Annotated in this window: 20 protein-coding genes and 3 tRNA genes; 11 read left to right on the top strand and 12 right to left on the bottom strand. The window is 32.1% G+C overall.

Annotated features, from left to right (window positions below; genetic code table 11):
• The first annotated feature begins 2 nt into the window (after nt 1–2).
• The 5 genes from PQ462_RS21380 to PQ462_RS21360 all read left to right on the top strand — a co-directional run bounded on the left by PQ462_RS21380 (nt 3) and on the right by PQ462_RS21360 (nt 3,009).
• Nucleotides 3–308 carry a hypothetical protein gene (locus PQ462_RS21380; RefSeq protein ID WP_274251501.1) on the top strand — a complete coding sequence of 102 codons (306 nt, stop codon included), beginning with the start codon at nt 3–5 and terminating at the stop codon, nt 306–308.
• A gap of 1 nt (nt 309) precedes the next feature.
• Nucleotides 310–1,224 (top strand): helix-turn-helix domain-containing protein, encoded by a 915-nt coding sequence (locus tag PQ462_RS21375; RefSeq protein ID WP_012022569.1) that lies wholly within the window; start codon nt 310–312, stop codon nt 1,222–1,224.
• Between the two features lie 3 nt (nt 1,225–1,227).
• Nucleotides 1,228–1,551 (top strand): MazG-like protein, encoded by a 324-nt coding sequence (locus PQ462_RS21370; protein WP_274251500.1) that lies wholly within the window; start codon nt 1,228–1,230, stop codon nt 1,549–1,551.
• 69 nt (nt 1,552–1,620) lie between these two features.
• Nucleotides 1,621–2,190, top strand: coding sequence for a Crp/Fnr family transcriptional regulator (locus tag PQ462_RS21365; protein ID WP_012022567.1), 570 nt, complete (start codon nt 1,621–1,623; stop codon nt 2,188–2,190).
• Between the two features lie 78 nt (nt 2,191–2,268).
• Entirely contained in the window at nt 2,269–3,009 is a 741-nt protein-coding gene (locus PQ462_RS21360; RefSeq protein WP_274251499.1) for an SDR family oxidoreductase, read from the top strand.
• Nucleotides 3,010–3,113: 104 nt separating this feature from the next.
• Here the strand turns inward: PQ462_RS21360 and PQ462_RS21355 are convergent, their stop codons facing one another.
• From PQ462_RS21355 to PQ462_RS21345, 3 genes are read right to left on the bottom strand one after another with little or no spacing between them, the layout of a single operon-like run.
• Nucleotides 3,114–5,537: an ABC transporter permease gene (locus PQ462_RS21355; RefSeq protein WP_274251497.1), complete on the bottom strand. Its 2,424-nt coding sequence runs from the start codon at nt 5,535–5,537 to the stop codon at nt 3,114–3,116.
• Nucleotides 5,538–5,584: 47 nt separating this feature from the next.
• Nucleotides 5,585–8,008, bottom strand: coding sequence for an ABC transporter permease (locus tag PQ462_RS21350; protein WP_274251496.1), 2,424 nt, complete (start codon nt 8,006–8,008; stop codon nt 5,585–5,587).
• 5 nt (nt 8,009–8,013) lie between these two features.
• Entirely contained in the window at nt 8,014–8,724 is a 711-nt protein-coding gene (locus tag PQ462_RS21345) for an ABC transporter ATP-binding protein (RefSeq protein ID WP_274251495.1), read from the bottom strand.
• Between the two features lie 278 nt (nt 8,725–9,002).
• Between PQ462_RS21345 and PQ462_RS21340 the strand changes: the two genes are divergently transcribed.
• The 6 genes from PQ462_RS21340 (at nt 9,003) to PQ462_RS21315 (ending at nt 16,130) form a co-directional block, all read left to right on the top strand.
• On the top strand, nt 9,003–10,352 hold the full coding sequence (locus tag PQ462_RS21340) for a sigma-54-dependent transcriptional regulator (RefSeq protein ID WP_121360039.1): 1,350 nt from the start codon (nt 9,003–9,005) through the stop codon (nt 10,350–10,352).
• Nucleotide 10,353: 1 nt separating this feature from the next.
• A complete protein-coding gene (locus tag PQ462_RS21335; protein ID WP_274251493.1) occupies nt 10,354–11,688 on the top strand; it encodes a sensor histidine kinase in 1,335 nt (444 codons plus the stop codon).
• Nucleotides 11,689–11,820: 132 nt separating this feature from the next.
• Nucleotides 11,821–13,191 (top strand): hypothetical protein, encoded by a 1,371-nt coding sequence (locus PQ462_RS21330; RefSeq protein WP_274251492.1) that lies wholly within the window; start codon nt 11,821–11,823, stop codon nt 13,189–13,191.
• Nucleotides 13,188–14,750, top strand: coding sequence for a serine hydrolase (locus PQ462_RS21325; protein ID WP_274251491.1), 1,563 nt, complete (start codon nt 13,188–13,190; stop codon nt 14,748–14,750). The genes PQ462_RS21330 and PQ462_RS21325 overlap by 4 nt, the downstream gene beginning before the upstream one ends.
• Nucleotides 14,751–14,844: 94 nt before the next feature.
• On the top strand, nt 14,845–15,207 hold the full coding sequence (locus tag PQ462_RS21320; RefSeq protein ID WP_274251490.1) for a MerR family transcriptional regulator: 363 nt from the start codon (nt 14,845–14,847) through the stop codon (nt 15,205–15,207).
• Between the two features lie 215 nt (nt 15,208–15,422).
• Complete coding sequence (locus tag PQ462_RS21315) at nt 15,423–16,130, top strand: DUF6090 family protein (protein ID WP_274251489.1); 708 nt, start codon at nt 15,423–15,425, stop codon at nt 16,128–16,130.
• Nucleotides 16,131–16,190: 60 nt separating this feature from the next.
• Here PQ462_RS21315 and PQ462_RS21310 read toward each other — a convergent pair whose 3' ends face one another.
• The 9 genes from PQ462_RS21310 to PQ462_RS21270 form a co-directional block, all read right to left on the bottom strand.
• On the bottom strand, nt 16,191–16,607 hold the full coding sequence (locus PQ462_RS21310) for a helix-turn-helix domain-containing protein (protein WP_274251488.1): 417 nt from the start codon (nt 16,605–16,607) through the stop codon (nt 16,191–16,193).
• 135 nt (nt 16,608–16,742) lie between these two features.
• Nucleotides 16,743–17,204 carry a MarR family winged helix-turn-helix transcriptional regulator gene (locus PQ462_RS21305; protein ID WP_012022556.1) on the bottom strand — a complete coding sequence of 154 codons (462 nt, stop codon included), beginning with the start codon at nt 17,202–17,204 and terminating at the stop codon, nt 16,743–16,745.
• Between the two features lie 90 nt (nt 17,205–17,294).
• Nucleotides 17,295–17,654: a VOC family protein gene (locus tag PQ462_RS21300; protein WP_274251486.1), complete on the bottom strand. Its 360-nt coding sequence runs from the start codon at nt 17,652–17,654 to the stop codon at nt 17,295–17,297.
• 362 nt (nt 17,655–18,016) lie between these two features.
• Nucleotides 18,017–18,595, bottom strand: a complete 579-nt coding sequence (locus PQ462_RS21295) for a hypothetical protein (RefSeq protein WP_274251485.1) — start codon at nt 18,593–18,595, stop codon at nt 18,017–18,019.
• Between the two features lie 258 nt (nt 18,596–18,853).
• A tRNA-Tyr gene (locus PQ462_RS21290) sits at nt 18,854–18,933 on the bottom strand.
• A gap of 113 nt (nt 18,934–19,046) precedes the next feature.
• Nucleotides 19,047–19,108: transfer RNA gene (locus PQ462_RS21285), tRNA-Lys, on the bottom strand.
• Nucleotides 19,107–19,358, bottom strand: a complete 252-nt coding sequence (locus PQ462_RS21280; RefSeq protein WP_274251484.1) for a GIY-YIG nuclease family protein — start codon at nt 19,356–19,358, stop codon at nt 19,107–19,109. Before PQ462_RS21280 ends, PQ462_RS21285 begins: the two co-directional genes overlap by 2 nt.
• 60 nt (nt 19,359–19,418) lie before the next feature.
• Nucleotides 19,419–19,493, bottom strand: a tRNA-Val gene (locus PQ462_RS21275).
• 178 nt (nt 19,494–19,671) lie between these two features.
• Complete coding sequence (locus PQ462_RS21270) at nt 19,672–20,898, bottom strand: bifunctional folylpolyglutamate synthase/dihydrofolate synthase (RefSeq protein WP_274251483.1); 1,227 nt, start codon at nt 20,896–20,898, stop codon at nt 19,672–19,674.
• Nucleotides 20,899–20,922 lie beyond the last annotated feature (24 nt).

The following is a 20,922-nucleotide window of genomic DNA, read 5'->3' as shown; positions in this document are numbered from 1 at the left end:
AGATGAAAAATCAAGCAATAGAATTAACGACTTTTAAATTAAACGGTTTTACAACACAGCAATTTATTGAAGCTAATAAGGAAATCGACGAATTTTTAAAACGTCAAAAAGGATTTCGTTCCAGAACCATTTTTGAATTGAAAAAAGGAATAGTTTACGATATGCTGGTTTGGGACAGTGCTGCAGAAGGCACAGATGCGATGCATAAATTAATGACAGAACTCAGCGATTCTGTTGTACATGACATGATTGATCAAAGTACTGTGAGCTGGAACATTGCGCCAGTCGAACATTTTATAAATTTGTGAGATGAAAAATCAACCTAAAATATTTCATTCGATATCAGAACTTCATAAAGCGATGGGACAGCCAAAACCTATGCATCCGCTTATTAGTATCTTGAATTATGGCGAAGCGGTTTTTGACCCAAAAGATTTTGAAAACGGAATTATTTTAGATTTTTATAAAATCTCTTTTAAAACTCATTTTTCGGGAAAGCTTCGATATGGACATGGTTTTTATGATTTTGAAGAAGGCGGCATGTCATTTGTTTCGCCGGGGCAGATTTTAAAAATGCAGGAGGAAGAAGCAGATTACAGCGGCATGTCATTAAATATTCATCCTGATTTTATTCGGCCTTATACTTTAAATGCTAATATTAAAAAGTACGGATTCTTTTCGTATACAGCATCGGAGGCTTTGTATTTATCAGAAAATGAAAAAGAAACTATTTTAGGAGTTTTTGCTAATATTCAAAATGAACTGAAAGAACGAATTGATACTTTTAGCCAGGACGTTCTTATCTCGCAGATCGAACTTTTACTTAACTACAGCAATCGGTTTTATAATAGGCAGTTTATTACCCGAAAAGCAGTTAACAATGATGTGCTTTCAAAACTGGAAATTTTACTGGAAGATTATTTTAATAACGAAAAAACGCTTGAAAATGGTTTGCCAACCGTTCAGTTTGTGGCTGATGAATTAGGTTTATCTGCCAGATATTTAAGCGATCTGCTTCGGAATCTTTCGGGACAAAATACACAGCAGTTTATTCATGATAAACTGATAGAAAAAGCAAAAGATTATATCATGAAAGGAACTTTTTCAATGTCTGAGATTGCCTATAAATTAGGTTTTGAGCATCCGCAGTCCTTCAATAAATTATTCAAGAAAAAAACAAATTTAAGTCCAATCGCATTTCAGGAACAATTCAATAAAAATTAAATTATGGCATCAATAAATTTTGAACAGCTCAAAGAACGTTCTTTAGAAATAAGAAAGCGTTATCACGAATTAGAATTATCGCATCACGGAAGCGAATGGACAATAGAAGAAGATGCATTGGCATTTTTGACAGATGCCGGCTTAGTCGGCCGTAACGTAATGTCGCAGCAGGGAAGATGGCCAAAAGGAAACACAGAACAGGAACTCAAACATAAATTAGGAGAATCCATTTGGTGGCTTGCGGTTTTGGCCGAAAGAATGAATATTGATATTGAAAAAGCCACAGAAGATTTTTTAACCAGTACCGAAAATTTACTGGGAAAATAACTTTTATGTTTTGAATCGTTTTTGCCAAATGGCAAATTCCGAACAAATAACTTTGATTAACTTGCCTCTATGAAAGAATTTATAGATTATATATTGCAATTTGGGACTTTAAATCAGCATCAGCTGGATTTAATTGCAAGTAAAACAACTGTATTGGAACTTCAGAAAGATGAATATTTTTCAGAAGCCGGAAAAATTGCCCAGCAGGTTGGTTTTGTTTTAGAAGGAATTACCCGTGTTTGTTACTATAATAACAAAGGCGAGGAAATTACCAAATATTTTATCGACGAAAATAATCTGGTTGTTGATATGGAAAGTTTCGATAATGATATTTGTTCCAATGCTTATGTGCAGGCAATAACAGATTGTAAATTGCTGGTTTTTTCTAAAAAAGACTGGAAGGAACTTTTAGAAACAATAATTGGCTGGGATGCCATTGTACACAGAATTATTTCGAAAGCATTGAGACAAAAAGTAGAAAGAAGAAGTCCGCTGGTTTCAGAAGATGCTACTACGCGTTATTTAATGTTTTTAAAAATCTATCCCAACGTTATCAATCGCATTCCGTTATCTTATGTGGCATCTTATTTAGGAATTACACAATCGTCTTTGAGCAGAATTAGAAAAAACATTCGTTAAACAGCTTTTTGCCAAATGGCAAATGATTCCATTTTTAAAGTAACCAACTTTGTATTATAATTTTAAAACAATTTAAAAATGAAATCAGTATTAATAACAGGAGCAAATAGAAGCATAGGATTAGAAATAACAAAACAGCTTTCAAAACAGGGATTGTTTGTGTATTTAGGAAGCCGCGATCTTGAAAAAGGAAACGAAATTGTAAAAGAATTAAACAAAGATGGTTTTCAAAATATCAAAGCGATTCAAATTGATGTTACCAATCCGGATTCAATTTTAGCAGCAAAAAATATTATAGAAAGTGAGCAGGGAAAATTAGATATCCTAATCAACAATGCAGGAATAAGCGGTGGCCAGTTTCCTCAAACTGCTTCAGACACCAGTGTTAAAGACATTAAAAATGTATTTGAAACTAACTTTTTTGGTGTTATAAGCGTTACTCAGGCTTTTTTGGAATTACTTAAAAAATCAGACAGTCCAAGAATCAGTAATATTACTTCAGGGCTTGGTTCCTTGACTCTGCATAGTGATCCATCATGGAAATATTACGATTTTAAATCGGCGGCTTATGGAACTTCAAAAACAGCATTAAATGCATATACCATTGTACTGGCTTATGAACTAAAAGATTTATCTTTTAAAATAAATGCAATCGATCCGGGTTATACGGCAACAGACTTCAATCATCATAGCGGTCCCGGGACTGTAGAAAGTGCAGCATCTTTTATTATCAAACATACATTGACTGATGAAAACGGACCAACGGGACAATTTTTCAGCAATGATATTGAAGATGAAACAGGAGTAAGTCCTTGGTAAAAAGTTCTAATTGATAAAAACAAAAAAGACTCCAATAATCTATTGGAGTCTTTTTTGTTTTAAATCTGAATTAATATCTTTTATAAAATAATTAAATGAACTTTTTACTCATATTTTAAGTATTTCAAAACATCCGTTTTGGCTGCTGCATAAGCTCTTGATAATACAATTAATAAAGTCAGAACCATTAAAATTGTAAACCCAAGAATAAACGGAAATACGCTTATCTCAATTCTGAATGCAAAGTTGTCAAGCCATTTTTTTAGAAAATAGTAAACGGGAAACAACGCAGTTAAAAATCCAATTACGCAGTAAAAGACATACTGTTTAGATAATTCTTTAAGCAAAGTATTCGTTTCGGCACCTAGTGTTTTTCTAATCGCAATTTCTTTCATTCGTCTTTGTATAGAATATGATGCAAGAGAAAATAAACCAAATAGTGCAATTAGAATTACTACAATGTTAAGCAGTGAAAACAAATTCTTTTGCTTGGTGTAAGTTTCATAAGTTCTTGCATATTGTTTGTCTACAAAATCATATTGAAAAGGATATTCAGTATCTACTTTTGTTTTCCAGAAATCCTCAATAGAAGAAATCGTATTTTGGATGTTATCTGATTTTAATTTTATATAAACCGTATTGATTTCTCCCGCCATATCCAAACTTTTGATATGATAAAAAGTCATTGGCAAAACGGCAGATTCAGGACTTAGCAAATTGAAATCCTTAACAATACCAATAATTTTCATGGGCTGATTACCAATTCTAATTTCAGTATTAATGGGATCTTTAATATTCATCAGTTTTAAGGCTGTCTCATTTATTAAAACAGAACTGGTAGTGTCAGAAGCTATTTTTTTATCGAAATCCCTTCCTTTTATTATTTTTATTTTCATTAAATCCAGCATTCCATAATCTAATCCAATTGCTTTTTGTTTAAAAAGTTCGTCTTTATACCAAATTGGCGCTAAAGAAGTATCATTTCCGTCAAAGGAAACTAAACCCGTAGAAACTTTATCAACCCCTTTTATCTTAGATAGTTCTTCTTTGATGGCAGTGTATCGGCTGAAAATCTTTTTGCCAATTTCATCTCCTTCATAATAAGATGATGGAAAATTTAATGAAACGGCTAATACCTGACTGCCTTTAAAACCTAAATCTTTATTAGTTAAATATTGTATTTGTTCATAGACGATATTGGAGCCAATAATAAAGAAGGCCGCAATTGCAAATTGAAAAATCAACATTCCGTTGCGAAGCCAAATACCATTTTTACTTCTTTCAAAATTGCCTTTTAATACTTTTATAGTTTCAAAATTAGATACATACAGTGCCGGGAATATACCAGCGGTTAAAATGGTGAGAATAAAAATAATAATCAACTGCAGATAAAACTGACTGCCAATGATCATTAAATTCTTATCCAGAAAATTATTGTAATAAGGCAGAGTAAGTTCTACAATTACCAAAGCAAGCAAAATAGAGAAACTGCAAATTAAAACTGTTTCAAAAATAAATTGTAGTACAATATCGTTTTTTGATGCTCCAAGAATTTTTCTAACTCCAACTTCTTTGGCTCGTTTAATGGCATTTGCGGTTGCCATGTTAATGTAATTCACTATTGATAAAATAAGAATAAGCACAGATAATCCTGCCATTATCCATAAAAACTGGTAATTTCCCCTTCCTTCTGGATAGCCGTCAGCGATTGAATGTAGTCTTGCATCAGAAAGCGGCTCTAGAAAAATTTTAAAATGACCAATCTTTTTCTCCATTTCGGCAGGTGACATTCCCGCTTCTTTTGAGCTTTTTACAATGATTTCATCATAATATACCTTTTCTAACATTCTTTTAGTCACATCAATTTTCGAAGGATCTTTAATTTTTAAAAGAATTTTTAAAACAAAAAGACCTCGGTTTTTATTAATATCAACTAAATCCTTCATGGTATTGACAACCACATTAGGCATAATTGAAGAATTATCAGGAACTCGATAAACAGCACGAACTGTATACATAGCAGAAAGGCAATTGATTTGTTTTCCAATTGGATTTTCATTGCCAAATACTCTTTTTGAAATGTCTTCAGAAATTGCGATACTCGAACCATCTTTTAATGCTGAAGCGGCATTGCCATGAATTATTTCAAAAGGAAAAAGAGAAAAGAAATCACTTTCGACATTGATAATTTTATTTACCGTCTCTTTTTTTCCTTTATAAGTGATTTTGTCTTTTTTATACCAATTATCAGCATAAACAATATTTTCAACATTAGGATCATTTTCTAAATATGCTTTTAACCGAACTGAATTTTCAGCTACGGCGGGCATATCACTCAATTGAACCAAAACCTGATAAACATTATCTTTTTCAGGATTCCATTTATTGTAACTATGCTCGTCGTTCCAATAGAGCAGGGCAAAAATAAGCCCTGCAATTCCTATTGATAATCCTAAAATATTTAATGTTGAGAATAGTTTATTGTGTTTTAACTGGTAAATAAATATATTGATATAGTTTAGTATCATAGTTTTTTGTGGAAGTTAGTTTGTTGAAAAATCAAAAGCAGTAATGATTATTCATATTTAAGATATTTCAAAACATCAACTTTAGTTGCCTGATACGCTCTGGACAGAACTACCAATAAAGTCAAAATCAGTAATGCAGTAAATCCAATTAAAAACGGATAAATAGAAATCGTAATTCTGTACGAGAAATTTTCCAGCCATTTGTTTAGCAGATAATAAGCAGGAAATAAAGCAATTAAAAAACCAACTACACTAAAAAGAATATATTGTTTACAGAGTTCCTTTAGTAATACATTGGTTTCTGCACCCAGTGTTTTTCGAATTGCGATTTCTTTCATTCGTCTTTCTATAGAATAAGATGCAAGAGCAAATAATCCTAAAAGCGCAATTGTGATAACAATGATATTCAATAAAGAAAAAAGATTTTTTTGTTTTACATAACTGCTGAATGATCTTTTGTATTGTTTATCAACAAAATCGTATACAAAAGGATAATCCGGATCTACTTTTTTGATCCAAAGATTTTCTATACCAGCTATAGTTTGCTGCATAGTTTTAGGATCGGCAGTGATGTAAATATTATTTAAGTTTGCTGTAAACCAAGGCACAGTTTTAAAATGGAAAAAAGACATTGGAGGAATTGGCTCTCCAGGGTTTCCTACATTAAAATCTTTTACAACTCCAACAATAATGGCATCTAGTCCGTTCCAGTGTACTTTTTTGCCTATCGGATCTTTTTCATTTAATAATTTTAGAGCCGTTTCATTAATTAGCATTGAAGAAATGGTATCCTGTGCAAATTTTGGATTGAAAGAACGTCCTTTTACAATTTTAATTTTCATCATTTCCAGCAAGCCAAAATCGATGGGCATATTACTTCCGTCAATATTTAGATCTTTATAGTGATAAGAAATTACAGATCTTGCTCCATTTCCTAAAACAAAACCAGCGCTCGAAACCTGCTTAACTCCTTTTATATGCTGCAATTGGTTTTTAATAATAGTGTATCGTTCAAAACGGTCTTTATTAGTTATTCCTTCGCCATAGATATTTCGGTATGAAATATTAAGAATCTGTTTGCCGTTAAAGCCCAAATCTTTCGAGTTCATAAGATCTATTTGTTCGTATACAACATAAGATCCAACAATAAAGAAAGCAGCTACTGCAAATTGAAAAATAAGCATGCCGTTTCTAAGCCAGACACCGCTTTTGCTTCTTCCAAAATTCCCTTTTAATACTTTTAGCGATTCAAAATTAGAAACATAAACAGCCGGAAATATCCCTGCAAGTATTACGGTAATAATAAAGATAACGACAAGCTGTAAATAAAACTGACTGCTTTGCAATGCAAGAGATTTTTCTAAAAAAGCATTGTAATAAGGCAGAGAAAGTTCTACAATAACAAGCGATATTAAAATGGAAAGCAAAGCGATTACTGCGGTTTCAAAAATAAATTGTTTGACAATAGCTGTTTTTGAAGCACCGATAATTTTGCGCACTCCAACTTCTTTGGCTCTTTTTACAGCATTTGCCGTAGCCGAATTGACATAATTTACAATGGATAAGATTAGAATTAAAACCGATAACCCAACCATAATAAGCAGAAATTGATAATTACCTTTAGGTTCTGCCAACCCGCCGGTTTTGGTATGCAGACGAATAGACGACAACGATTCTAAACATGGTTTTACTTCGCCATATTTCTTAATAAATTCTTCTGGTGAAATACCTTGATTTTTAGCATAACGAGATGTCATATTCTCAAAATATATTTTTTGAAGATTTTGAGTCACTCGTTTTTGCTCATTCGGATTTTTTAGTTTTAATAACAGCACAAATTGAAAATCACCCCATGCCTGAGCGTTTCCTTTTAATCGTTCATCCATAAAGTTAACCACGCAGGACGGGTTATAAGCTGATTTTTTATCGAGTTTGTAAACACCAGTTACGATTAGGTTTTTACCTTTCAGCACAACTTGTTTACTCAAAGCAGTTTCGTTTCCAAAAAGCTGAGCCGCCAAATCTTGAGATAAACAAATGCTGTTTATATCTGGTAATGCAGTTTTTGAATTTCCTTCGATAAATGAATAAGGGAAATACTCAAAGAAGTTTTTTTGCGCCGCAATTATTTTATCTGACTGTACTTTTTTGTTATTAAAACGAATGATTTCATTGTCGTAATCACCGCTCAAATAGCAGTAAGATGCTACTTCAGGATTTATCTCTTTTATGGCAGGCCCTATTGGTGCCGAACTTGATGCCCAGTATGTAGTCGCGTCCATTTGGTTAGCGACTAAAAAGATATTGTCTTTGTTAGGATTCCATTGATCGTAACTTTGTTCATCGTTCCAATATAAAATCGCAAAAATTAAACCTGCGATTCCAATACTCAAACCTAAAACATTCAAAGCTGTAAAAACCTTATTGTTTTTGATGTGGTAAATAAATATGTTGATCCAGTTTTTAAGCATGATCCTTAATTTTTAGAAGTTACCAAAACATCAACATTTTTATGATTTAATTTCTCTGAAAGAATAACACCGTCTTTCATTAAAATTGTTTTCTGAGAAAATGAAGCGTCGTATTCAGAATGCGTAACCATCAAAATTGTAGAACCGCTTGCATGAAGATCTGTCAATAATTCCATTACCTCATTTCCGTTTTTACTATCCAGATTTCCTGTAGGCTCATCAGCAAGAATAATTTTAGGGCTAGTGATTAAAGCCCTTGCAACGGCCACACGTTGCTGCTGACCTCCAGAAAGCTGCTGCGGAAAATGTTTCAAACGATGTGAAATACCCAATATATTGGCAATATCTTCTACTTTTTTCTTTCTTTCAAAAGCATGAATTTTATTGTAAAGCAATGGTAATTCGATATTATCATAAACCGATAATTCATCTATTAGATTAAAATTCTGGAATATAAAACCGATATTCTTTTTTCTGGCTTTTGATTTCAGGTTCTCTTTTAGTCCAACCATTTCCTGATCGAGTAAGGTATAACTTCCGTCAGTAGCACTGTCTAAAAGTCCTATAATATTTAATAAAGTAGATTTCCCGCTTCCCGACGGCCCCATTATCGATACAAAATCGCCTTCATTTATGGTTAATGAAACTTCACTTAAAGCTTTTGTTTCTACTTCTTCTGTTCTAAAAATTTTTGAAAGATTTTTGATGGTAATCATAATTGATTTTTTAAAATTTGATTGATGTTCGTTTTTTGATCTTCAGAAGTAAAAGAAACACAGTCGGAAAATTAAGATAATTAATAATACGGCTGATAGATATTTATTTTGTTATTTTTACCTCTGAAAGACTTTAATAATTAATGATTTACGAGTAGAAATGTGATTTTCGTGCCAAGAAATTAAATCTTGTAACTGCTTAATTTTTAAATTTTTATTTTTTCAAAAAAAATCACAATGTCCATAATTGGACACTTTTTGTCCAAAACTGAACAATAATGAAAAAAACAAACGCTTCAATTTTAATCATCGACGATCAGGAAGATATCCTTTTTGCTTCAAAAGTATACCTGAAAAAGTATTTTGAGAACATTCATACCTTAAATAATCCGAAAAAAATAGTCGAATTACTATCTCAAAACAGCATTGATGTTGTTTTGCTCGACATGAATTACCGGATAGGTTTTGAAGATGGAAGAGAAGGACTCTATTTATTAAAAGAAATAAAAACGCTTTCGCCAAAAACAGTTGTAATTTTAATGACCGCTTTTGGAAAAGTAGAAACCGCAGTTGAAGGATTAAAAGCGGGCGCTTTTGATTATATCTTAAAACCCTGGGAAAACAAAAAACTATTAGAATCTGTAAAACAGGCGGTAGACAAATCCCGCAAAGAACAAAAAAAGAACAAAGAGATTGAAAACGAAAACGACTTTTTTGTTGGAACTTCTGAAATTATAAAAAAAGCCTATTCACTTGCCGATAAAGTTGCCAAAACCGATGCCAATGTTTTGATTTTGGGAGAAAACGGAACCGGAAAATTTGTTTTGGCACATCATATTTACAGTCAGTCCGAAAGAAAAAACAATCCGTTTATTGCCGTCGATTTGGGTTCTTTGAATTCGAATATTTTCGAAAGCGAATTGTTTGGTTATGCAAAAGGCGCTTTTACCGATGCCAAAATAGATACGCCGGGACGTTTTGAAATGGCGCAGAACGGCACTATTTTTTTAGATGAAATAGGAAATGTGCCCCTGCATTTGCAGTCAAAATTATTACAGGTTATTCAAACCAAAACCGTAACCAGACTAGGCGAAACAAAAGCAAGACCTTTAAATGTGCGAATTATTACAGCGACCAATTTGAATTTGAAACTGGAAGTTGCCGATAAAAATTTCAGGGAAGATTTGTATTACCGAATCAATACAATGGAAATTGTGCTGCCTCCGCTAAGAGAAAGAAACGAAGACAAAATTCCGCTGGCAGAATATCTCTTGGAAAAAATGAGGGATAAATACGGAAGAGGTGAAATTACTTTTGACAAAAAGGTATTAGAACAAATTGAAAATCATGCCTGGAACGGAAACATTCGCGAAATGGAAAATAAAATTGAACGCGCCGTTATTCTTTGCGAAAACAATAAAATCACCGTTTCAGATCTGGATTTAGAAATCATAACGCCTTATGATGAAAACCCGGACGATATTCAGCTTTCGTCTGTAGAAAAAGCGGCGATCGAAAAAGCACTGCTTAAACACAATAATAATATCAGCAAAACTGCCGAAGAGCTGGGTTTGTCAAGAGGTTCTTTGTACAGACGTTTAGAGAAATATAATATCAATATTAATTAGTATGTTTAAAACGCTGCAAACCTATAAACTGCTTTTTTTTCGATTGCTGGCTATTATTGCGGCAATCGAAATTTCGATTTATTTCTTTAAAATTAATTTGCTTTTTACAGGCATATTTGGCTTTTTTATTGTTTTTCTTCTTATTCGCGAAATGTATTTTTATGTTCGGAATTTTGTCTTGATTTACAATAAAACTATTGCGTCGATACTTCAGGATGATTTTTCATCAGATTTTAAAAAGCATAAAGAAAATGGTAATTACGATGATTTGTTTCAATTGTACGATACTTTGAAGAGCAGGCAGAACGAACAAATTTCAAAAGATATTATTTACCGTTCTATTTTAAACAACATCGAAACCGGAATTATCATTTTACAAAAACACGATAATGACTGGGATATATTTTTGATGAACGATTATTTTTCTTCTCATTTTAATGTGCCCAAAGTATCAAAATGGAAATATCTTAAAAATCAGCTGCCGTCTCTTTGTGAAATTATTGAAGTTGATGATTTTCATGAAATAAAAACTTCTGTAGAAATCAGCATCAACGAACAAAATAACCAGACTTTTGTTCTACAGGCTTCAAGAACCGAGATTTTCGAACACGATTATTATATCGTTTTGTTAGATTCGATCCAGAATGTTGTCGAGAAAAAAGAAAAAGATGCCTGGGTAAATTTGATGAAAGTAATTTCGCATGAGCTTTTAAATTCTATAACGCCCATTCGTTCTATTTGTCAAAACCTGCAGGATTTGGTAGAACAAGATTCGCTTTCGGCAGAAGATCTGGAAGATATTAAAAACAGCGTCGAAACCATGTTAAGGCGAAGTGACCATTTACAGAAATTTGTTGAAGGTTATCGAAAACTGGCGATGCTTCCTTCTCCCAAAAAAGAAAAAACAGAATTAAAGGATTTGATCGATAATTGTCTTCAAATCATGAATCCGTTGTTTAAAAAAGACGGCATTGAAGTAGAGAATTCGATTTCTTTAAAACGCCTGATAAATGTTGATGCGCAGCAAACCGAACAAGTCATTATTAACCTTTTGACAAATTCGATAAACGCTTTAAAAAATACCAGCAAGAAAAAGATTTTAATTTCGGCGGAAGCCAAAGAAAACAGAATCTTCATTAAAATAACCGATAACGGTAATGGGATTGAAAAAGAAATTGAAAATAAAATTTTCCTGCCTTTTTTTACTACCCGAAATGAAGGTGCCGGAATTGGTTTAACGCTTTCCAAAAACATCATAGAAGCACACGGCGGTTATATTTCATTTAAAACCGAGAATGAAAAAACGGTTTTTGAGATTTGTTTGGTTGAGGGATAAGATTTTTGAGTTTAATTTTTAATAAAGATATTTCTTATATATTAGCAGGATAAATACTTCTTTTATGAGATAAGAAAAGTATAAAAACAACCAAAAACAAATAAACCACCATTTAACAGCCGTATAAACAGGATGAAGAACAGACTTTTACTTGCATTCTTATTTTTGACATTTTTTGCATTTGGGCAAAAAACAACTTTTAAAATTAAATATTCTGAACAATTAGCGGTTTTTGTTTTCTTGCAGAATCTCTCTGAAAATTATCCTGATAATGTTTTTAAAACAGAGTTCCAGAAATCGAAATATAATTTTGAAAAATACAAAAATGTAATTTCAAAATTTGATAAATTAATTTTAGACTATAGCTGCAGGTTTGAAGAGTTTCCTTATGGATCAAAGAAAACAATGCAGACAGAAGATATCCTCAAAAAAAATCTAATTGAGACTCGAGATTTAGGAAGTTTTAAAATTCGTTCTGTAGGTATTATTCCAAGTAAAACTTTGATTGATTTGGCAGAAAGCATTTCAGAATTTACGCCAATTTACAATGAACTCATTTATAATCCGAATAAAGAAAAGTTTGAAAAACAATTGGAAGAAATTACAAAATATTCCAATGAACATCATATAGGAAACTACTTTAATACAGGGTTGGTATTTTATAACTCAAGCTGGGATAATGTAATTCCTTTTGAAATCGCTTTTTATCCGCTGCCAAATTCTAAAGGTTTCACAGCGCAGGCGTTTTGCAATAATGCTATAAGTGCAATACAAACAGATCTAAAATCATATAAGGATTTGTTTAGTGTTATGATGCACGAGATTTATCACATTATTTATGACGAACAATCGCTGGAAGTAAAAACTCAAATCGATACTTATTTTAAAGAAAATAAATCGAAATGCAGTAATTATGCTTATCAATTAATGAATGAAGTTTTGGCAACAGATCTGGGAAATGGTTATGTTTATGAACAACTAGACGGTAAAACAGATACATACGATTGGTATAACAGAAAATATATAAACCTTATGGCCAAGCAGATTTATCCATTGGTTAAAGAATATATTGATGAGAAAAAGCCAATGGATAAAAATTTTATCGATAAATATATCCAGACTTATGAGGTAAATTTTCCAGATTGGATCAATGAACTGGATAATATTATGACTTATAGATATGTACTTTCAGAAAATGAAAATGATTTTACTGCAATAGGAAGAATGTTTCGTTATCGTTCCAGAACACAATATGATTCTGAGATTACAGGAACAAGCATTGAAAAAATGAAAGAAACACCGTTGACAAAAGTCATCATCATTTCTAAAAACAATTCTCAAAAGCTAAAACTGATAAAAAGTAAATTTAAGGAATTAAAAAAATGGCAGTTTAAAGCAGACAAGGAGTTTGCAGAAAAAATCCTTCTCGATGACAAAAGCCAGTTGATTGTAATAAATCAAAAAGAATCTACAATTGAATCTCTTATTAAAACCATAAAATGAAAAAAGTAAATAGTTTTTTAGTATCAGTGATCTGCATTTGCTTTTCATCTGCACCGGCATTTGCTCAATTAACATCGCAGCAAATTGATGTGTTAATGGAATCTGCCCTGACAAAGTTTAAAGTGGCAGGCGCATCAATTGCTGTTGTTAAAGATGGAAAAATAATTCACTTAAAAGGATATGGAGTTGGTTCTGTAGAAACAAAAAAAGCAGTAAATGAAAATACTAATTTTCAAATTGCCTCAAACAGTAAAGCATTTACCACGGCAGCGCTTTCTATTTTAGAAGATGAAGGAAAAATAAAATGGACCGATAAAGTAAGAGATTATCTCCCGGAGTTTAAAATGTATAACGATTATGTAACCGAAAATTTCAACATACAGGATTTATTGACTCATCGGAGCGGACTAGGTTTAGGAGTGGGCGATTTGATGTTTTTTCCCGATGGTTCTAATTTTACCATTAAAGATGTCTTGACGAGTTTTCAGTATTTTAAACCCGTTTCGGCTTTTAGAACCAAATTTGATTATGATAATTTGCTTTATATTGTAGCCGGAGAAGTAATTGCACGGGTAAGCGGTATGAGTTATGAAGAATTTGTACAAAAAAGAATCATTATTCCTTTGCAAATGAATAATACGTTTGTGGGAAGCAGTTTGATAAAGGACAAATCTAATTTTGCGGTTTCGCATTCGTCTGAATCCGGAACTATAAAAACAATTGACGCTTTTGGAGATCAAATGAATGCGGCTGCGGGCGGTATATTTTCTAATGCTTCAGATATGGCAAAATGGATGATTGTTCGTTTGAATAAAGGCCAATATGGAGAAGATCCAAAAACAACACTTTTTTCTTTAAAAAACCATAAAGAAATGTGGAGAATCCACACGGTTCAGGAATCAGATGAAAACTCAAGATATAATTTTCATTTTAACGGCTATGGTTTAGGCTGGCAAGTATCTGATGAAAAAGGAAATTTAAAAGTATCGCATACCGGAGGTCTGCCGGGAATGCTTTCTATTGTAACCATGTATCCGGATCTCAATTTAGGGATTGTAGTTTTAACCAATACTGAAAATGGCGGAGGCGGACTTTTTTCCGCAGTTTCTAATACAATTTCAGACAGTTATTTGGGTTTAGACGATTTTGGCTGGACAGATAAATTAGTCGAATGGATGAAAGAGGATAGAAATACGGGTGATGATGTAACCAAAAAAGTATGGGAAAAAGTTAAGCTTTCAAAAAATGTAAAAATAAAAAACGAAGACTTTATAGGTGTTTATGCAGACAAATGGTTTGGCGAAATTGAAGTATTTGAAAAGAACAAACAATTATGGTTTAAATCCTGCCGTTCGCCTAAATTAAATGGCCCGATGGCTTTTTATAATGCCAATACATTTGCTGTAAAATGGGAATATCAAGCTATGAATTGCGATGCATTAGCCATGTTTTCTCTGGATGAAAACGGCAAAGCTCAATCTATTAAAATGAAAGGGATTTCTCCAAACATCGATTTTAGTTTTGACTTTCAGGATTTGGATTTAATAAGAGTTAGATAAATATATTAGATAAGATAAAAAAGCTGGTATATTTGCAACAATGAAGTATAGACTATACTCTATGCTTTATTGTTTTTTATTAAAAAATAAAACTATGCTTATAAACGAATTATCAAAAAGAACAGGATTGTCAATTCATACAATTAGATATTACGAGAATTTAGGAATGATCAAAGGATTGACTGATGAAAAGGTGGTGTCGAATAATTATAAACATTACGATGCCAATACTATTCAGCGATTAGAAATCATTATAGAAGCAAGAGAAGTTGGATTTACTTTAGCAGAAATAAAAAAAATATTGACCAGCTGGTTCGAAACAATAGATTCGAAACCGGAAACACTTGAGCTTTTTCAAGCCAAAATAAAAGAGATTGATGATAAAATGAAATATTTTAAACAAACCAAAAGTCTTCTTGAAAAAGTATGCGAGAAAATACAAAGTAATAATGATTGATTATTAAAGTTTAAAAGCGTGTAAAGAACTCCTTAAAAAATTAAGGAGTTTTTTATGGTTATTATTTTAGCTATTTAAGAAAAGTTTTATACGGAATTTAAGAAATTAATAAGAGATTTTACAAATAGTCTTATATTCGCTTTTGAACTCATAGAATTAACAGAGAAGTAAAATAAACTAAAAACAAGGACCAGAGTTAAATTATAACACTAATTATGCAAGAAGAAATAACCAAACATTCAAACAAAATTTATAAAACTGTGAAAAATTCAGAACATACATTGGGAGAAAAAGTAAAAGAAATAATAATAGAAATATTTATAATCGTTTTTGCCGTAACACTTTCAATATGGCTGCACAGTTGGAGTGAGCATAGCCACCAACAAGAAGAAGTATCTGTGTTTCTTTCTACTTTAAAGAATGATTTGCAAAATGACGTAAAAAGTATCGACAATGAAATGGAAGCATATCAAAAAACAAACAAAAGCTATGAGAAGATTTTGGCATTAACGACTTCCCAGCTGGATAGTATTTATAAGTCTAAAAATAAAGTTAGTTTTCCTATTCATTCGCATGGGCAAATATTGAATATAGGTAATTATGAAGGTTTTAAATCAAGTGGTAAAATTGGTTACATTGAAAATGAAGAATTAAAACAGAAAATTTTAAACTATTACCAAATATTTGTACCAGCTGTTAATGAAGTTAATAAAATGTACAATGATTATCTGTTTAAGTGTTTTGATAAAGAAATAGAAAATGCAGATAAATCTGAAAAAGAATTATATTCAGATCCGAAATATAAAAAAACGCTTGAGTATCTTGTTAAACTAGGAAACAATAATCTTAGGGTTTATAACGAAAATACAAAACCACTTGCAGTTGAACTTATTAAAGAAATTGACAAAGAGTTGAATAAATAAAAAGTTGAAGCATAAAAAAACTCCATTAGAAATAATGGAGTTTTTTTATGTTTTAAAAGGTTATTTTCCTTTTACTATTTTTTCAAGATATTCAACTTTATCTTTTTCTGTCTGGATCAAACGTTCATAAAGTTTTTCTTTTTCTTGATAAAGTTCTACAACTTTATCAAGCGGATTAAAAGTAGGTTGAAAATTGACTGCATTTAATGTTGAACTGTCGTGACTATTAAATGTATTATTAATGATGCTTAGTATGTTTTCGTCGCTGTAATTTTTAATACCTTCAGCTGTAACGCCAAGTGCTTTTGCAACTGCCGTAAGCTTTTCTTCATCAATAGTTTCGCTGTTTTCCATAGCAGAAATAGCTTGTTGATTTGTTCCTAAAGCTTGTGCCAAAGCTTCCTGTTTCATATCACGAAGTTCGCGTATGCGACTGATGTTTCTTCCAATGTGTTTTGGTCTTGATAGTGTGCTCATAATTCAAAGATAATAATTAAGTATAATAAACAGGAACTGTAAAAAACAGGTTTTAAATGTATGTTACAGTTGTTCTTTGGGAGCGGTAAACAAAAATACAATTTTTCTGATAAGTATTTTTAAACTGAAACACTTTTACTCTGTCTTATTTCTGTCAATAAGATTTGCCATATTAGAATTAAACAGCGGAAGATTTTCATCTAAAGAAGAAAAGAAATCAAGATCGGCGTTTTCTACTTCAATAAGACCTTTTTGCAAAATTGTTTCGCCTGTATTCGTTAATCGAATGGTTTTTGCTCTTGTATCAGTTTCATGTTCGTGTCTTGTAATAAAACCTTTTTCTTCAAGCGTTCGCAATACTTTTGAAACCATCATTCTGTCGGCATTACTTTGGTTCGCAATATCAATTTGCGTTACAGAATCGCTTTTTTTTGAAAGCCAGCCCAAAGCAGCCAGCAGCACAAATTGAGTCTGCGTTAAATCCAGCGGATCTAAAACTTTTTTTAGTTTGCGCTGCCAAAGCATGGTTAGCTGTCCAAGTAAATATCCGGGACTGTCTTTTGGACTTTTAAAATGAAAATTAATTTCCTTAGCCATAATAATGTTGAAGCATTTTTGTCAATATTAAAAATCAAGTTTATTGGTTTCAAAGATAGCCATCAGAACCAAATTACGGATTATTTGCTTTTATTTTGTCTCTAAAAAAGTAAGTTTATAACCGTCGAGATCTTTTACATGAAAAGCTCTTCCAAACGGAGTATCTATAATTGGTCCCGCCGTTGTTATTCCGTTTTCGATGAATTTCTCTTTTAGTTCGTCTACATTTTCGTTAACAGCAAACCAAAGTGCTACGCCAATTCCTAATTCTCGATCTTCTAAAGGTTCAAGCGGAGTACGAATAGCAAAACTTGCTCTTCCTTCGTTGTATTTAAAAATACAAGCCTGCGGATTAGTATTTCCAACTTCAAACCCTAATTTCTTTTCGTAGAAGTCTTTTGATGCTTCTAAATTTTTTACTTGTAATGATGCAAATGTAAGTTCTTTCATTTTCTTAAAATTAAATTGTTGTCGCAAATATAGTATACGTGACAACAATATGCAAATAATTTTGATTTTTTTAGAAATTACACAATCTTGTTATTCCGAATGAAGGGAGAAATCGCACAATATCAGCCGATTCTCATAAGAATTTTATAAAGTGATATTATGCCTTTTTCTTGCAGTTAATATTGTATGAATGTCAACTTCGGTTTCTGATTTTCTATATTCTCCTGCTGGCGCGAGCGTCTCGCTCGTGCCAGCAGGAGAAGAAAAATTGAGCTTTATAAAAAGTAGATCGTAAAGCTACAAATCGAACATGTTTCTTGCTGATTTGCAGCTACTATAGTAAATCACTGTTAATAGTAGTTTTAATTATAATACTCTGATATTGTAATAATTGTGCTTTTTTCTTTTTCTGAAATTTCTATCCTTTCAGAAATTAAATTATCTTCTGGATCATCATCTTCAAATTCCAAAAAAAATGATGATTTACTATTATCAATTTTTTTAAATTGACCTTCAATAAGCTTGTTGCAATAATTATTAAATTTAAATTTACAGGCTACATCGTTAATTTTTCTTATCAAAGTACTGTCTAATTCTTTATTTTGGTAGATATTGGTTTTGATTTCTACTGAACTGACAAAATGGGTACAACCGCCTTTATACACAGTTAGAGTATCATTATTATATATTAATGTTGCTTTGTTAGTTTTTGAATCCCAAACATATTTTTTGATTTCAAGTTCACTCAGCCATTCTTCTGTTATTTTTTTGTAATTGTCATCAAATACACAATCAGAATCGTTTTCTAATTCATCATCATCTATTTTAACAACCGAATCGGATTTAATATTTTTAATTATAACATTTTCTGTTTTTGTCTTTTTTTCTGTACAAGAAAGACTTATAATTAATATCAATACAGAATAGAATGTTTTTTTCATAAAATAACTCTTAAATAGGATATGTGTTTAATGATGTTAGACTTATTTTCATCAAAATTGGGTTGGTAAGTCTAAATAATGTTGGTATTTTTTGTTTTAAAAATAGAACTTTTATTTGATAAAACTTCAAGCGTGTCTCTTATCTGTTTAATGCTTTTTCCTGCTCGCGCATAAAAGAGGAATCGCATGATTTTAAGGTTTTAGATGTTTTTTGAATAAGCATAAAAAAAAGTCCTAATTTTCATTAGGACTTTTTTGTGGGGAGAGCAGGATTCGAACCTGCGAAGTTCACACAGCAGATTTACAGTCTGCCCTCGTTGGCGCTTGAGTATCTCCCCAAATATGAGGTTGGATTTATAATCCTTGAACATTCGCAAAAGCGTAAAAAAAACTCCTTAATTTCTTAAGGAGTTTCTTGGTGGGCGATGATAGCTTGTTCCGATTTTTCATCGGAAGGTTCGAACCCCCGGCCACTTCTGATGAAAAATCGGAATGCTCTGAACCAGCTGAGCTAATCTTTATCATCAATTAATTTCTGAATTTGAATTCTGCTTTTCCAAGATTTAATTTGTAATTCTCTTTTATGTGCAGGTTCTTTTTTTTCGTAATTTTCAGTATAAATAACTCTCCAGTCATTTACATTTCCAGAAAAACCTTTGCTTTTTTGATTATGACGAATAAGCCTTTTTTCTAAATTAGAAGTAAATCCAATATAAAATTTATTCTTGCTTTCGCTAAATAAGATATAAACAATAAAATTCATGAAATGTATATAAAGCAAAAAACTCCAAAATCATAAGACTTTGGAGTTTTGGAATTTCTGTGGGCGATGAGGGGTTCGAACCCCCGACCCCCTCGGTGTAAACGAGGTGCTCTGAACCAGCTGAGCTAATCGCCCTATTTTACTAGGTTGCTATCGTTTGTGATTGCGAGTGCAAATATACGCTAGTTTTTGAGTTCTGCAAAGAAATTCGAATAAAAAATAAAACTTTTTTTAAAATAAGTTCTATTTCGTTGTTTATGAATTTGTTAAAAAATAGATTTTTTTCTATTTTTTTGCTGAGGTTGGTCTTTACTTAAGACAATGGCAATTCGGCAACAACAAAAGTACTTCCGCCAACGTAAATAAAATCATTTTTTGAGGCATTTTGTTTGGCTTTCGCGAAAGCGCTTTCAACTGAATCGTATTTTTCTCCAATTAAACCGAAGTTTTTAGCTGCGTTTTGCAATGTTTCAGTCGGTAAACCACGAGATGAATTTGGACTACAGAAATAATATTGCGCCTCTTTTGGGAAAAGCGGTAAAATAGAATCCAGATCTTTATCGTTTACAACACCCAAAACAATATGAAGTTTTTCATATTTTTCATTTCGAAGCTGATTCATTACCACCGATAATCCGTGTTTGTTGTGCGCCGTATCGCAGACAATTTTTGGGTTTTCTCCCAATTGCTGCCATCTTCCCTGCAACCCTGTATTTTTAACCGTATTCAATAATCCTGATTTCAGGCTTTCATCTGAAATTTTGAAATCAGTTGTTTCATTTACGATTTTAATAGTCTGCTGAACCGTCTTTTTATTATGAAACTGATAATCGCCAATTAAGTCTGATGGAAAAACTTCTGAAATTAAATCTGAAGCAAAATATATAGGCGCTTTGTTTACTTCGGCTTTAGCCAAAAATACAGGCTGTGTTTCCGGAGTATATTCGCCAATTACAACTGGAACATTTGGTTTAATAATTCCGGCTTTTTCGCCTGCAATGGCTTCAAGCGTATTTCCTAAAAACTGAGTATGGTCTAAACCAATATTGGTAATTACCGAAACCAATGGCGTAATAATATTAGTTGCGTCGAGTCTTCCGCCCAAACCAACTTCAATAATCGCGATATCTGTTTTTTCTGTAGCAAAATAATCAAACGCCAAACCAACGGACATTTCGAAAAAGCTCATATCATTGGCTTCAAAGAAATCTTTGTGTTTTGCGATAAATTCACACACAAAATCTTCGATGATTTCCTGACCGTTTATTTTGATTCTTTCTCTGAAATCTTTTAAGTGCGGCGACGTGTACAAACCTACTTTATAACCCGCTTCCTGCAAAACCGAAGCCAGCATGTGCGATGTTGATCCTTTTCCGTTTGTTCCCGCAACATGAATCGTTTGTAATTTCTTTTCCGGATTACCAAGATGCTCTGCCAGTAACTTGATGTTAGTCAGGTCTTCTTTGTATGCCGAAGCACCCTGAAGCTGATACATTGGTAATTGATTAAACATCCAGTTTGTTGTTTCCTGATAGTTCATTTTATTTGGATAAAATAGTGTGTA

It is taken from the genome of Flavobacterium sp. KACC 22758 (genome assembly GCF_028736135.1).
Lineage (GTDB): Bacteria > Bacteroidota > Bacteroidia > Flavobacteriales > Flavobacteriaceae > Flavobacterium > Flavobacterium johnsoniae.
This window is presented reverse-complemented; position numbering and strand designations above follow the sequence as displayed.

Coding starts and splice junctions, on each gene's coding strand:
- PQ462_RS21380 (WP_274251501.1), top strand. CDS start 3: ATGAAAAATCAAGCAATAGAATTAACGACTTTTAAATTAAACGGTTTT.
- PQ462_RS21375 (WP_012022569.1), top strand. CDS start 310: ATGAAAAATCAACCTAAAATATTTCATTCGATATCAGAACTTCATAAA.
- PQ462_RS21370 (WP_274251500.1), top strand. CDS start 1,228: ATGGCATCAATAAATTTTGAACAGCTCAAAGAACGTTCTTTAGAAATA.
- PQ462_RS21365 (WP_012022567.1), top strand. CDS start 1,621: ATGAAAGAATTTATAGATTATATATTGCAATTTGGGACTTTAAATCAG.
- PQ462_RS21360 (WP_274251499.1), top strand. CDS start 2,269: ATGAAATCAGTATTAATAACAGGAGCAAATAGAAGCATAGGATTAGAA.
- PQ462_RS21355 (WP_274251497.1), bottom strand. CDS start 5,537: ATGATACTAAACTATATCAATATATTTATTTACCAGTTAAAACACAAT.
- PQ462_RS21350 (WP_274251496.1), bottom strand. CDS start 8,008: ATGCTTAAAAACTGGATCAACATATTTATTTACCACATCAAAAACAAT.
- PQ462_RS21345 (WP_274251495.1), bottom strand. CDS start 8,724: ATGATTACCATCAAAAATCTTTCAAAAATTTTTAGAACAGAAGAAGTA.
- PQ462_RS21340 (WP_121360039.1), top strand. CDS start 9,003: ATGAAAAAAACAAACGCTTCAATTTTAATCATCGACGATCAGGAAGAT.
- PQ462_RS21335 (WP_274251493.1), top strand. CDS start 10,354: ATGTTTAAAACGCTGCAAACCTATAAACTGCTTTTTTTTCGATTGCTG.
- PQ462_RS21330 (WP_274251492.1), top strand. CDS start 11,821: ATGAAGAACAGACTTTTACTTGCATTCTTATTTTTGACATTTTTTGCA.
- PQ462_RS21325 (WP_274251491.1), top strand. CDS start 13,188: ATGAAAAAAGTAAATAGTTTTTTAGTATCAGTGATCTGCATTTGCTTT.
- PQ462_RS21320 (WP_274251490.1), top strand. CDS start 14,845: ATGCTTATAAACGAATTATCAAAAAGAACAGGATTGTCAATTCATACA.
- PQ462_RS21315 (WP_274251489.1), top strand. CDS start 15,423: ATGCAAGAAGAAATAACCAAACATTCAAACAAAATTTATAAAACTGTG.
- PQ462_RS21310 (WP_274251488.1), bottom strand. CDS start 16,607: ATGAGCACACTATCAAGACCAAAACACATTGGAAGAAACATCAGTCGC.
- PQ462_RS21305 (WP_012022556.1), bottom strand. CDS start 17,204: ATGGCTAAGGAAATTAATTTTCATTTTAAAAGTCCAAAAGACAGTCCC.
- PQ462_RS21300 (WP_274251486.1), bottom strand. CDS start 17,654: ATGAAAGAACTTACATTTGCATCATTACAAGTAAAAAATTTAGAAGCA.
- PQ462_RS21295 (WP_274251485.1), bottom strand. CDS start 18,595: ATGAAAAAAACATTCTATTCTGTATTGATATTAATTATAAGTCTTTCT.
- PQ462_RS21280 (WP_274251484.1), bottom strand. CDS start 19,358: ATGAATTTTATTGTTTATATCTTATTTAGCGAAAGCAAGAATAAATTT.
- PQ462_RS21270 (WP_274251483.1), bottom strand. CDS start 20,898: ATGAACTATCAGGAAACAACAAACTGGATGTTTAATCAATTACCAATG.